Here is a 13,106-nt window from a genome sequence, read left to right on the forward strand (position 1 = left end):
GAGCGATAGCCTTAGTGGCGTGATCAGCGCGATAGCTCGCGGGGGCATCGTTGCCCCTGCCCTGCGCCCGGAGAGCACGGACCACATCCGTGACCGGGCGGCGGTCGCTGGTCTTCGCGGGCGGGGCGGGGGCACATGGGCCCCCGGGGCGCCGCGCACATCCCCTGGAACGGCGTCGCAGAGAGCAGCGTCACATCCGTCGGGCGTGCCAAGAATGGCTGATAACCCCCCGCTCATCTCACCTTGCGGCATAGCGTCGGAGCAGACCGGACACCCCGCGTCACGGCGTCACGTCGCAAGGGAAGAGACCGTACTTCCTTCAACGTCACGCAACGGCGCGCGACAGGAGCCAGAGGACAATGCAGACCAAGCTGGACGAAGCCAAGGCCGAGCTGCTCGAGAGGGCCGCCCGGGTAGCTGAGAACAGCCCGGTCGGGGGGCACCTACCGACCGGGACGACGGACGGGAGCACCCCTGACCGGGAGACCGTGCTCGCGTTCCTCCAGCGCTACTACCTGCACACCGCCCCGGAGGATCTCACCGGTCGTGACCCGATCGATGTCTTCGGAGCCGCTTACTCGCACTATCGGCTGGCCGAGAACCGGCCGCAGGGCACCGCCAGTGTGCGGGTCCTGACGCCCACCGTGGAAGAGAACGGATGGGCGTGCACACATTCGATCGTCGAGGTCGTCACCGACGACATGCCCTTCCTCGTCGACTCCGTCACCAATGAGCTGACCCGGCAGGGGCGCGGCATCCATGTCGTCATCCACCCGCAGGTCGTCGTCCGGCGGGACGTCACCGGCAAGCTCATCGAGGTGCTCGCACAGCGCCCCAGCGGCGAGCTTCCGCACGACGCGCACACCGAGTCCTGGATCCACGTCGAGATCGACCGCGAGACCGACCGCGCGGACCTGAAGCAGATCACCGCCGATCTGCTGCGCGTCCTGTCGGACGTCCGCGAGACCGTCGAGGACTGGGAGAAGATGCGGGAGGCGGCGCTGCGGATGGCCGAGGAGCTGCCCGCCGAGCCCGTCGCCTCCGACCTGCGTGAGCAGGAGATCGAGGAGGCCCGCGAGCTGCTGCGCTGGCTGGCCGCCGATCACTTCACCTTCCTCGGCTACCGCGAGTACCAGCTCCGCGAGGACGACTCCCTCGTCGCCGTGCCGGGCACCGGCCTCGGCATCCTGCGCTCCGACCCGCATCACGCCGAGGACGAGAGCCACCCCGTCAGCCCCTCCTTCGAGCGGCTGCCCGCCGACGCCCGTGCCAAGGCGCGCGAGCACAAGCTCCTGGTGCTGACCAAGGCCAACAGCCGGGCGACCGTGCACCGGCCGTCGTACCTGGACTACATCGGTGTGAAGAAGTTCGACGCCGAGGGCAATGTCGTCGGTGAGCGCCGCTTCCTCGGGCTCTTCTCCTCCGCCGCCTACACCGAGTCCGTCCGCCGGGTCCCCGTCATCCGCCGCAAGGTCGACGAGGTGCTCCAGCGCGCGGGCTTCTCGCCCAACAGCCACGACGGGCGCGACCTGCTCCAGATCCTGGAGACCTACCCGCGCGACGAGCTCTTCCAGACCCCGCCCGACGAGCTCCAGTCGATCGTCACCTCCGTGCTGTACCTCCAGGAGCGGCGGCGGCTGCGGCTCTACCTGCGCCAGGACGAGTACGGGCGCTACTACTCCGCCCTCGTCTACCTGCCGCGCGACCGGTACACGACCGGGGTGCGCCTCAGGATCATCGACATCCTGAAGGAGGAGCTCGGCGGCACCAGCGTCGACTTCACGGCCTGGAACACCGAGTCGATCCTGTCCCGGCTGCACTTCGTGGTCCGGGTCCCGCAGGGCACCGAGCTGCCGCAGCTCTCCGACCTCGACAAGGAGCGCATCGAGGCGCGGCTGGTCGAGGCCGCGCGGTCGTGGGCCGACGGATTCGCCGAGGCCCTCAACGCCGAACTCGGCGAGGAGCGCGCCGCCGAGCTGCTGCGCCGGTACGGCAACGCCTTCCCCGAGGGCTACAAGGCCGACCACACCTCGCGCTCCGCGGTCGCCGACCTCGTCCACCTGGAGAAGCTCACCGAGGAGAACAACTTCGCGCTGAGCCTGTACGAGCCGGTCGGCGCCGCCCCCGAGGAGCGCCGCTTCAAGATCTACCGCAAGGGTGCCGCGATCACCCTGTCCGCCGTACTGCCGGTCCTCAACCGGCTCGGCGTCGAGGTCATCGACGAGCGGCCCTACGAACTGCGCTGCTCGGACCGCAGCGTCGCCTGGATCTACGACTTCGGGCTGCGCATGCCCAAGTCGCAGAACGGCGCCGGGGACTACCTGGGCGACGACGGCCGCGAGCGCTTCCAGGAGGCCTTCGCGGCGACCTGGACCGGCCTGGCGGAGAACGACGGCTTCAACGCCCTTGTACTGAGCGCCGGGCTGAACTGGCGGCAGGCGACGGTGCTGCGGGCGTACGCCAAGTACCTGCGGCAGGCGGGCTCCACCTTCTCGCAGGACTACATGGAGGACACCCTCCGCAACAACGTCCACACCACCCGACTGCTCGTCTCCCTGTTCGAGGCGCGGATGTCGCCGGACCGGCAGCGCGCCGGGCACGAGATCGTGGACGCCCTCCTCGAAGAGGTCGACGCGGCTCTCGACCAGGTCGCCTCGCTCGACGAGGACCGGATCCTGCGCTCCTTCCTGACCGTCATCAAGGCGACCCTGCGCACGAACTTCTTCCAGGAGGCGCTCGGCGGCAAGCCGCACGAGTACGTGTCCATGAAGTTCGACCCGCAGATGATCCCGGACCTGCCGGCGCCGCGCCCGGCGTTCGAGATCTGGGTCTACTCGCCGCGCGTCGAGGGCGTGCACCTCAGGTTCGGCAAGGTCGCTCGCGGCGGTCTGCGCTGGTCCGACCGGCGTGAGGACTTCCGGACCGAGATCCTCGGCCTGGTCAAGGCGCAGATGGTCAAGAACACCGTCATCGTGCCGGTCGGCGCCAAGGGCGGCTTCGTCGCCAAGCAGCTGCCCGACCCGGGCGTGGACCGGGACGCGTGGCTGGCCGAGGGCATCGCCAGCTACAAGACGTTCATCTCGGCGCTGCTCGACATCACCGACAACATGGTGGCCGGCGAGGTCGTGCCGCCCGCCGACGTCGTCCGGCACGACGAGGACGACACCTACCTCGTGGTCGCCGCGGACAAGGGCACCGCGACCTTCTCGGACATCGCCAACGGGGTCGCCGAGTCGTACAACTTCTGGCTCGGCGACGCCTTCGCCTCCGGCGGCTCCGCGGGCTACGACCACAAGGGCATGGGCATCACCGCGCGCGGTGCCTGGGAGTCCGTCAAGCGGCACTTCCAGGAACTGGATGTGAACACGCAGGCCGAGGACTTCACGGTCGTCGGCATCGGCGACATGTCCGGTGACGTGTTCGGCAACGGCATGCTGCTCAGCGAGCACATCCGCCTGGTCGCCGCCTTCGACCACCGGCACATCTTCATCGACCCGAAGCCGGACGCGGCCACCTCCTACGCCGAGCGCCGCCGCGTCTTCGAGCTGCCGCGCTCCAGCTGGGCCGACTACGACTCCGAGCTCATCTCGACCGGTGGCGGCGTGTACCCCCGTAGCGCCAAGGCCATCCCGGTCAACGCGCACATCCGCGAGGCCCTCGGGATCGAGGGCAAGGTCGCCAAGATGACGCCGGCCGACCTGATGAAGGCCATCCTCAAGGCGCCGGTGGACCTGCTGTGGAACGGCGGCATCGGCACGTACGTCAAGGCCTCCACCGAGACCCACGCCGACGTCGGCGACAAGGCCAACGACCCGATCCGTGTCGACGGCGCCGACCTGCGGGTCAAGGTCGTCGGCGAGGGCGGCAACCTGGGGCTCACCCAGCTCGGCCGGATCGAGTTCTCGCTCACCGGCGGGAAGATCAACACCGACGCCATCGACAACAGCGCGGGCGTGGACACCTCCGACCACGAGGTGAACATCAAGATCCTGCTCAACGGCCTGGTCGCGGACGGCGACATGACCGTCAAGCAGCGCAACAAGCAGCTCGCCGAGATGACCGACGAGGTCGGCCGGCTGGTGCTGCGCAACAACTACGCGCAGAACACGGCCATCGCCAACGCGCTGGCGCAGTCCAAGGACATGCTCCACGCCCAGCAGCGCTACCTGCGCCACCTGGTGCGCGCGGGTCTGCTGGACCGGGCCCTGGAGTTCCTGCCCACCGACCGCCAGATCCGTGAACGCCTGGGCGCCGCACAGGGCCTGACCGGCCCGGAGACGGCCGTCCTCCTGGCGTACACCAAGATCACGGTCTCCGACGAGCTGCTGCACACCTCGCTCCCGGACGATCCGTATCTGCGCGGTCTCCTCGACGCGTACTTCCCGAGCGCGCTGCGCGAGAAGTTCGCCGAGCACATCGACAGCCACCCGCTGCGCCGCGAGATCATCACGACGGTGCTGGTCAACGACACGGTCAACACGGGCGGTACGACCTATCTGCACCGGCTGCGCGAGGAGACCGGTGCCTCGCTGGAGGAGATCGTCCGGGCGCAGACCGCGGCCCGCGCGATCTTCCGCTCGGCCGTGGTGTGGGACGGGGTGGAGGCGCTCGACAACCAGGTCGAGGCCGCCGTGCAGACCCGGATCCGGCTGCACTCGCGCCGGCTCGTCGAGCGCGGCACGCGCTGGCTGCTCAACAACCGGCCGCAGCCGCTGCAGCTCGCCGAGACCGTCGAGTTCTTCTCCGAGCGCGTCGAGCAGGTCTGGTCCCAGCTGCCGAAGCTGCTGCGGGGCGCGGATCTGGAGTGGTACCAGCAGATCTACGACGAGCTGACCGGCGCCGGCGTCCCGGACGAACTCGCCACGCGCGTGGCCGGGTTCTCCTCCGCCTTCCCGACGCTCGACATCGTCTCGGTGGCCGACCGCATGGGCCGGGAGCCGCTGGATGTCGCGGAGGTCTTCTACGACCTCGGCGACCGGCTGCGGATCACCCAGCTCATGGACCGCATCATCGAGCTGCCGCGCGCCGACCGCTGGCAGTCCATGGCCCGCGCCTCCATCCGCGAGGACCTCTACGCGGCCCACGCGGCGCTGACCGCCGATGTGCTCGCGGTGGGCAACGGCACCTCGACTCCCGAGCAGCGCTTCAAGGCGTGGGAGGAGAAGAACGCGGCGATCCTGGGCCGGGCGCGCTCGACCCTGGAGGAGATCCAGGGCTCGGAGGCGTTCGACCTCGCCAACCTGTCGGTGGCGATGCGGACCATGCGGACGCTGCTGCGGACGCATTCGTAGGCGATACGACGAGAGGGGCGCCCCGGGCCGTCATGGCTCGGGGCGCCTCTTTCTTGGCCCGGCTTTTGGTCTGGCTTAGGGAAAATCCGGCGGGCGGCTTACCCAGGGCGGCTAAGCCTTGTGCGGTGACTGTGAACCTCTCCGAGGAGCGAGTGGCCGCTCCCGCCGTGCCGCTCGAGCGGGTCCGACGGATCGTCCGTGAAGTGGTGAACTTCGGGGTCGTCGGAGGCAGCGGTGTCGTGGTGAACTTCCTCGTCTTCAACGTGCTGCTGCACGGTCTCGGCCGGCGGGCGATGGTGGCGACGGTGCTGGCCAGCCTCGTCGCCATGGGCACGAACTACCTCGGCTTCCGCTTCTTCACCTATCGCGACCGGGATGCGCGCACACGTCAGCAGGTCGTGCTGTTCTTCGTCTTCAGCGCCATCGGCGTGGCGATGGAGAGCGGCCTCTTCTACGTCGGCTATCACGGCCTCGGCCTTCACGGTCCGCTCGCGTCGAACGCCGTGAAGGCCACGTCGATCGTGCTGGCCTCCGCCTTCCGGTTCCTGGTCTACCGGACGTGGGTGTTCCAGCACGAGGTGCGCTAGACGGCGACCTTGGGCTTCGGCTTGGGCTTCGGCTTCGTCGTCCTGTCGCCGGTGAAGGCCTCGTACTCCTTCAGGACGTCCTCGGTCGGGCCGTCCATGCGCAGTTCGCCGCGTTCCAGCCACAGCACGCGGTCGCAGGTGTCGCGGATCGACTTGTTGTTGTGGCTGACCAGGAACACCGTGCCGGCGTGCTTGCGCAGCTCGCGGATGCGCTGCTCGGAGCGCTTCTGGAAGGAGCGGTCGCCGGTGGCGAGGGCCTCGTCGATGAGGAGGACGTCGTGGTCCTTGGCGGCGGCGATGGAGAAGCGGAGGCGGGCGCCCATGCCGGAGGAGTACGTGCGCATGGGCAGGGTGATGAAGTCGCCCTTCTCGTTGATGCCGGAGAAGTCGACGATCTCCTGGTAGCGCTCCTTGACCTGCTCGCGGGACATGCCCATCGCGAGGCCGCCGAGGTAGACGTTGCGCTCGCCGGTCAGGTCGCCCATCAGGGCCGCGTTCACGCCGAGGAGGGAGGGCTGGCCGTCGGTGTAGATGGCGCCGCTCTCCACCGGCAGCAGACCGGCCACCGCCTTGAGCAGGGTCGACTTGCCGGAACCGTTGGTACCGATCAGGCCGATCGCCTCACCGCGGTAGGCGACGAAGGAGACCTTCTTCACCGCGTGCACCTTGCGTACGCCTGACGCCCGTTCGGTCTTCTCGCGGCGCAGGATGCGGTTGAGGGCGGCGGTCGCGGAGCCGCGTCCGGCGCCGGTGCCGTTGACGCGGTAGACGATGTCGACGTTGTCGGCGACGACGGTGGGGATCAGGTCGGTCGGGGTTGCGGTGTTCTCGAGGTTCTCAGCCACGGCCGTACGTCTCCTCAGCCTTCCAGAAGTAGATGAAGCCGCCGACGCCGGCGAGCAGGGCCCAGCCCGTGGCGATCGCCCACACGTGGTGCGGCAGCTGGCTGGAGTGGAAGCTGTCGATCAGGGCGTAGCGCATCAGGTCGATGTAGACCGCGGCCGGGTTGGCCTGGAGGACCGGGCCGACCCAGGACGGCAGGTCGTTGTGCTTGCTGAGCAGGTGGTCGATGCTCCACATCACGCCGGAGACGTACATCCACGTGCGCAGCACGAACGGCATCAGCTGGGCGATGTCCGGGGTCTTGGCGCCGAGCCGGGCCATGACCATCGAGACGCCGGCGTTGAAGGTGAACTGCAGCACCAGCGCCGGGATCGCCAGCAGCCAGGACGCCGAGACCGGTACGCCGAAGCAGAGCAGGATCACGACCAGGGCGGCCATCGAGAACAGCAGTTGCTGGAGCTGCTGGAGGCAGAACGAGATCGGCAGCGCGGCCCGCGGGAAGTGCAGGGCGCGGACCAGGCCGAGGTTGCCGGAGATGGCGCGGGTGCCCGCGAGGATCGAGCTCTGGGTGAACGTCCAGATGAACACGCCCGTCACCAGGAACGGGATGTAGTCCGGCACGCCCTTCTTGGTGCCCAGCAGCACGCCGAAGATGAAGAAGTACACCGCCGCGTTGAGCAGCGGGTTCATCACCTGCCAGACCTGGCCGAGCTTCGCCTGGCTGTACTGGGCGGTGAGCTTGGCGGTCGAGAACGCGGTGATGAAGTGGCGCCGGGCCCACAGCTGGCGGATGTACTCGGACAGGGTCGGACGGGCACCGCTGACGGAGAGGCCGTGGCGGGCGGCGAGGGCCGCGAGGTCTCCTTCGGCGGGCGGGGGGAGGGTCGCCGTCGTCGGAGGCGGTGTGTGGAGGACCTGGCTCACATCCGCTGCTTTCGGTTGGGGGTGTGTCCGGCACCCGACGTTTCCTTACGCTTCTCTTCACGTTCTCTTACGTCGGGACGGGACCGTATCGTCGCAACGTGAGCGTAGGCCGAGTCGGCGTCGGAACGCAACCGTTTCGTCGTCACGTCTTGCGTGGGGACGGGACCGTATCGTCGTAACGCCCTATGCTGGTCCGCATGACGACGAACGCCGACGAGCCGCAGACCCGTCCGCGCCGCCGGGCTCCCGCCGGAGCCGCCGTGCTCCGGGAGGATGTGACGGAGGCCATCCGGGCGGCCGTCTTCGAGGAGCTCGCGGCCGTCGGCTACGCGCGGATGTCCATCGAGGGGATCGCGCGCCGGGCGGGTGTCGGCAAGACCGCGGTCTACCGGCGCTGGCGCTCCAAGCTGCACCTTGTCCTCGACGTGGTGTCGGCCCTCGCCGTGCAGGGGCTGCCCGCGCCGGACACCGGTGCGCTGGAGAGTGATCTGCGGCTGCTGTACGAGGTGACGTCCCGTGCGCTGCGCCACCCCATCGCCTCGCAGATCCTCCCGGACCTCCAGGCCGAGGCGGCCCGTAACCCCGAGATCGCCGAAGCGGTGCAGAAGGCGCTGCGGGACGGGCAGGAGGGTGTCGCCAGCAAGATCCTCGTGGCGGCGGAGCAGCGGGGCGAGGTCCGGGTGGGGCTCGATGACGAGCTGGCGCTCGATCTGATCTCCGGGCCGCTGTACTGGCGGTCCGTGGTGATCCGGAGTCCGAAGCTGCCGAAGGGCTATCTGGACGCGCTGGCGCGCGGGACGGCCGCGGCGCTCAAGGCGCTGTAGCGGGGCGGCCGGGCTCAGTCCGCGTCGTGCCGCCGGCTGTCCGGTGCCGCGCGCAGGGCGAGGAGTTCCGGGGCGAGCACCTCGATACGTCCGTCGGCGGGCCGGATCAGTCCGTCGCGGCGGAGCCGGGACAGGGCCCGGTTGACCGTGACGCGGGTGACGCCCAGCAGGTCGGCGAGTTCACGCTGTCCGCCGGGCAGGGGTACGGGGGAGCCGATGCCGTCGGCCGAGGCGTCCAGCAGCCAGGCCGCGAGCCGCGCCTCGCACGGCAGTGTCGCGGTGTCCGTCAGCCGGTGCTGCTGGGCGCGGGTCTGGGCCGCCAGGAGGCGGAACACATGGGCGCGGACCGCGGCGGAGTCGTCCAGCAGCGCGGTGAAGCGGGCCCGCGGTACCGCCCGTACGGCGCACGGGGCGAGCGCGGTGAACGTCGCCGTGTGACCGGCGCCGTCCAGCAGCGCCACCTTGTCCAGCGCGCACGGCGCCCGCCACGTCCCGAACCGCACCACGCGCCCGCCCGCGGTGGTCGCGTCGGCCGCCGCGCGGCCCGCCAGCAGGACGAGCAGGTGATCGGCGGGGGCGCCCTCGGCGCGCAGGATCTCACCGCTGTCGTAGCGGCGCGGGACGGAGGCGTCCCACAGACGGCGCAGGTCGCTGTCCGCCAGTGGCCCGAACAGCGGCACGTCCCGCAGCCGCCGCCAGCCGTACCCGTGCCCGTGCCCGTGTCCGTCCATGGCGCCCCACCCCCTGCCGTCTGTATCGGCCGATACAGCGCCGGACGCGGGCCGAGCCTAGCCTCGGGTTCGTCGTCGTACGCCAGGTACGCCATGGCCGTAGGAAGGAACCGTCGTGCTCGTCGTGGAACTCGCCTTCACCCCCGCCCCCGAACGCCTCGCCGCCCGCCCCGCCCATCGTGCCGCGCTCACCCGTCTGCACGCCGAGGGCAAGCTGCTCGCGGCGGGGCCGTGGGCCGACGACGCGGGGGCGCTGCTCGTGTTCGCCCTGGAGCGGGCGGAGTTGGACGAGGTCATGGATGAGGACCCGTACTACCGGCGCACACCCGGCGTCGAGGTGCGGTCGGTTCGGGAGTGGGCGCCGATCGTGGGCCTTCAGCCGAGCAGTTGACGCGCGAGGTACGCCAACTCCGGTGCGCGCAGGACCCGTTCGCCGAAGCCGGGGAGCGGGACACGCAGTGCCTGCGTCCAGCGGGCGGGAATGGCGTCGACGCCGTGCACTGCCCCCGCCAGGCCGCCGGTGACCGCGGCGACGGTGTCCGTGTCGCCACCGAGGTCGATCGCTGCGCGTACGGCCTCCTCGTACGAGGAGGTGGTGCGCAGGGCCCAGACGGCGGAGCCGAGGCAGGGCCAGACGGCACCGTTGAACTCCGTCGCCCGGTCGGGGTGCCAGTCGGGGGCGAGGACGGTGGCGTACCGCTGCCGGTGGTCGGGGTGTACCGCGGCGAGGGCGGCGGGGAGGGCGGCGAGCGGGTCGGCGCCGGTGAGGGCTGCGCGGATCAGCTCATGGAGGATCGCGGTGCCTTCCCAGGCCGCACGGTCGCCGTGGGTGAGGGCGGAGAGGCGGCGGGCGGCGTCCATGGTGGGCTCACGTCCCTGGGGCGCGAAGAAGACCGCGGAGGGCGCCGCCCGCATCAACGCGCCGTTTCCTGCGGCCCGTTGGCTGGTCTGGAAGTGCAGGGCGGCGGCCAGGTCCCAGGGGTCGCCGCTGCTCAGGACGGCCTCCGTCTGCAGGCCGATGTCCTTGGGGTCCGCGGCGGCCCAGCGCCGGAACCGGCGGAAGACGTCCGGGAGTTCGAGGCCGCCGTGCTCCAGCAGTGACTCGGCGACCAGTACCGCCATCTGCGTGTCGTCGGTCGCCTCGCCCGGGTCCCAGCCGCCGCCCCCGCACATCTCGCCGCCGTGCCCCGGATGGGGAAAGCGGGCGGAGAACGCGCCCTCGGGGCCGAACTCGAAGGGGGCGCCCAGGGCGTCGCCGACGGCGGAACCGATGACGGCGCCCAGGGCGCGCGAGGTGAGGTCGGTCATCGGGGCAGGCTAGGGCCTGTCCGGGGCGGGCTGTACCCCTTACCCCCGAGCCGCCTCCGGGTGCAGTCGTACCCAGCCCTCCCAGGCCGAGGTGATCATGTCCTGGATGTCGTGCTTGGCCTTCCAACCGAGCTCCGCGGTGATGCGGTCGGCGGAGGCGACGACTCGGCACGGGTCGCCGGGGCGGCGGGGGGTGACCGTCGGGGGGCGGTCGTAGCCCGTGACGGCGTTGATGTGGTCGATCATTTCGCGGACCGATACGCCCTCGCCGCGGCCGACGTTGAGGGTGAGGTCACGGCCGGGGGAGGAGCGGAGGGCGCGGGCCGTGGCGACGTGGGCGTCGGCCAGGTCGAGCACGTGGATGTAGTCGCGGACGCAGGTGCCGTCCGGCGTGGCGTAGTCGTCGCCGAAGATGCGTGGGGGCGCGTTCTCCGTCAGCTTCTCGAAGACCATGGGGATCAGGTTGAAGACACCCGTGTCCGCGAGGCGCGGGGTGGCCGCGCCCGCCACGTTGAAGTAGCGCAGGGACGCCGTGGCCAGGCCCGTCGCCCGGCCCGTCGCGCGGACCAGCCACTCGCCGGCCAGTTTCGTCTCGCCGTAGGGCGACATGGGCACGCACGGCGTCTCCTCCGTGACCAGCTCCACGTCCGGCATGCCGTACACCGCGGCCGAGGACGAGAAGACGAAGGAGGTCACCCTGGACGCTCCCGACACCCCGCCCCCGGTCACCTGCTCCAGCAGGACGCGCAGGCCCTCGACGTTCTCCCGGTAGTAGTGCAGCGGCAGATCGACCGACTCGCCCACCTGCTTCTTCGCCGCCAGATGCACGACCCCGGTGACGGCGTGGTCCGCGAGGGTGCGCGCCACGCGCTCCGCGTCCAGGGTGGAGCCCACGACCAGCGGCACCCCGTCCGGGACGCGCTCGGCGATCCCCGTGGACAGGTCGTCGTACACCACCGCGCGCTCGCCCGCCTCGGTCATCGCGCGTACGACGTGCGCCCCGATGTAGCCGGCGCCGCCGGTGATCAGCCAGGTCATGTACGGCCGTCCCCTCGTCAGATGGAGCGAGATGTGCGTGTGGTGCGCGGTCGGACACCGGCTTCAGTCAATCAGGCGCCGGAGCCCACTGCGGACAACCGCGACAACTCCCCGTGAGCGGGACACCACGTGAGGTACCGGTTCCGCCGCCCCGTGCCCGCCGCGCACCGCCCGCGCCAGCTCCTCCCGTCCGGCGGCCAGCAGGATGTCGTACGCCAGCCGGTAGGCCTCCGTGAGCGCTCCGTCGGCGGGGGCCTGCGGGGCGGGGCGGTACACCCGCTGCGGCACGAGCGCGATGTCCGGGTTCGCGGCCAGCACGCGCGCGTGGAAGACGATGTTCTCGTGGGCGAAGCGGCCCTCGGGGAAGCGGATGCCGTGGTCGTGCAGGAAGTCGGTGCGGTAGAGCTTGTTGCCGCAGGCCGTGTCGTGCACCAGGAGCGGGCGCTGCGCGGGACGCGCGCACAACCCGCTCGCGACCTCCGCGCGCGCCCCCAGCAGCGCGGCCACCGCGCCGGGCAGCAGCGCGTCACCACCGTCCAGGAACATCACGTACGGCGAAGTCACCCGGTCCAGCCCGGTGTTGCGCGGGCTGCCGCGGCCGCCGCTGTGCACCCGGCGCCGCAGCACGCGCACCCGTGGGTCGATCGAAGCGAGGCGGGCCAGCAGTTCCGCGCCGCCGTCCGTCGAGCCGTCGTCGACAACGAGGACCTCGCGGACGCCGGGCCCCTGGGCGAGCACGGAGCGCACGGTGGCCCGCACGCGCGGGGCGTCGTCGTAGCCGGTCACGACGGCACAGGCATGGGGGGCGTGAGGGTCCATGGTGGTCGTGTTCCGGGATCAGGGGGTGGTCAGCGCTCGATCCGGAAGACGGTGGGAAGCCGCGCCGGGTTCATTCGTGGGCGCGGGGCGGGAATCCACGCCGCAGAGGGAGTGCGACCGTGGCGGTGTGACCCTCCGCCGCTACGGCGGAGGCGTCAGGAGTTCTCCTCCAGCTGCGCCGAGTCCAGCGCCGTGGTCAGCTCGTCCAGCCGTGCCCGCAGCTCGCGGATCTCGTCCACGTCGAAGGTGGTCGCCGCGACGATCCGGCGCGGCACCTCCAGCGCACGCTCGCGCAGGGCGACGCCCTCCTCGGTGAGCCGGACCTCCACGGAACGCTCGTCGCGGGCGCTGCGCTCGCGGCGTACCAGCCCGGCCGACTCCAGCCGCTTGAGCAGCGGGGAGAGCGTGCCGGAGTCGAGGCGGAGGTGCTCGCCGAGCTTCTTGACGGGCAGGTCGCCGTGCTCCCACAGCACCAGCATCACCAGGTACTGCGGATATGTGAGCCCGAGATCCTTGAGGATCACGCGGTAGACGCCGCCGAAGGCGCGCGAGGCGGCGTTCAGGGAGAAGCAGATCTGCTGGTCGAGGCGGAGCCAGTCAGTGGTGGGCGGAGGCGTGCTCATGCCTCCAGGGTAGCGCTTGTCCGCCATTTAGTTGTGCACAACTTAATTGTGTGCTCTACTTGTGGTCGTGAGACGGCCCGGACCGCAGAGAACGGGCCGGCCACCCCCCCCGGCACCA

General features: G+C 70.7%; 10 protein-coding genes and 1 pseudogene. 4 read left to right on the top strand and 7 right to left on the bottom strand.

The genetic code is table 11. The annotated features are described in order from the left end of the window. The first annotated feature begins 359 nt into the window (after nt 1–359). Together ACWD3I_RS00110 and ACWD3I_RS00115 are read left to right on the top strand one after the other, a co-directional pair. Nucleotides 360–5,291 carry an NAD-glutamate dehydrogenase gene (locus tag ACWD3I_RS00110; protein ID WP_365402004.1) on the top strand — a complete coding sequence of 1,644 codons (4,932 nt, stop codon included), beginning with the start codon at nt 360–362 and terminating at the stop codon, nt 5,289–5,291. A 125-nt stretch (nt 5,292–5,416) separates the two neighbouring features. Next, entirely contained in the window at nt 5,417–5,878 is a 462-nt protein-coding gene (locus ACWD3I_RS00115; RefSeq protein WP_365402001.1) for a GtrA family protein, read from the top strand. Here ACWD3I_RS00115 and ACWD3I_RS00120 read toward each other — a convergent pair. Beyond that, entirely contained in the window at nt 5,875–6,723 is an 849-nt protein-coding gene (locus ACWD3I_RS00120; RefSeq protein WP_365401998.1) for an ABC transporter ATP-binding protein, read from the bottom strand. The two genes, ACWD3I_RS00115 and ACWD3I_RS00120, sit on opposite strands and share 4 nt — an antisense overlap. Then, on the bottom strand, nt 6,716–7,645 hold the full coding sequence (locus tag ACWD3I_RS00125; RefSeq protein ID WP_266891623.1) for an ABC transporter permease: 930 nt from the start codon (nt 7,643–7,645) through the stop codon (nt 6,716–6,718). Before ACWD3I_RS00125 ends, ACWD3I_RS00120 begins: the two co-directional genes overlap by 8 nt. A gap of 197 nt (nt 7,646–7,842) precedes the next feature. Here ACWD3I_RS00125 and ACWD3I_RS00130 point away from each other — a divergent pair, with 197 nt between their 5' ends. Then, on the top strand, nt 7,843–8,469 hold the full coding sequence (locus ACWD3I_RS00130) for a TetR/AcrR family transcriptional regulator (protein ID WP_365401994.1): 627 nt from the start codon (nt 7,843–7,845) through the stop codon (nt 8,467–8,469). Nucleotides 8,470–8,483: 14 nt separating this feature from the next. Here the strand turns inward: ACWD3I_RS00130 and ACWD3I_RS00135 are convergent, their stop codons facing one another. Then, nucleotides 8,484–9,200: a Crp/Fnr family transcriptional regulator gene (locus tag ACWD3I_RS00135; protein WP_365401991.1), complete on the bottom strand. Its 717-nt coding sequence runs from the start codon at nt 9,198–9,200 to the stop codon at nt 8,484–8,486. A gap of 115 nt (nt 9,201–9,315) precedes the next feature. Here ACWD3I_RS00135 and ACWD3I_RS00140 point away from each other — a divergent pair, with 115 nt between their 5' ends. Further along, nucleotides 9,316–9,591: a YciI family protein gene (locus tag ACWD3I_RS00140; RefSeq protein WP_365401988.1), complete on the top strand. Its 276-nt coding sequence runs from the start codon at nt 9,316–9,318 to the stop codon at nt 9,589–9,591. Here the strand turns inward: ACWD3I_RS00140 and ACWD3I_RS00145 are convergent. The 4 genes and pseudogenes from ACWD3I_RS00145 to ACWD3I_RS00160 form a co-directional block, all read right to left on the bottom strand. Then, nucleotides 9,576–10,508, bottom strand: a complete 933-nt coding sequence (locus ACWD3I_RS00145) for an ADP-ribosylglycohydrolase family protein (RefSeq protein ID WP_365401985.1) — start codon at nt 10,506–10,508, stop codon at nt 9,576–9,578. The genes ACWD3I_RS00140 and ACWD3I_RS00145 overlap by 16 nt on opposite strands. Before the next feature lie 39 nt (nt 10,509–10,547). Further along, complete coding sequence (gene galE / locus ACWD3I_RS00150) at nt 10,548–11,546, bottom strand: UDP-glucose 4-epimerase GalE (RefSeq protein WP_365401982.1); 999 nt, start codon at nt 11,544–11,546, stop codon at nt 10,548–10,550. Between the two features lie 162 nt (nt 11,547–11,708). Then, a pseudogene (locus ACWD3I_RS00155) lies at nt 11,709–12,365 on the bottom strand (glycosyltransferase family 2 protein); the annotation flags it as partial. A 155-nt stretch (nt 12,366–12,520) separates the two neighbouring features. Then, the gene (locus ACWD3I_RS00160; protein ID WP_365401978.1) at nt 12,521–12,988 is read right to left on the bottom strand and encodes a MarR family winged helix-turn-helix transcriptional regulator; all 468 of its coding nucleotides are present in this window, start codon (nt 12,986–12,988) and stop codon (nt 12,521–12,523) included. Nucleotides 12,989–13,106: the final 118 nt, after the last annotated feature.

Source organism: Streptomyces sp. NPDC002817, assembly GCF_053592055.1.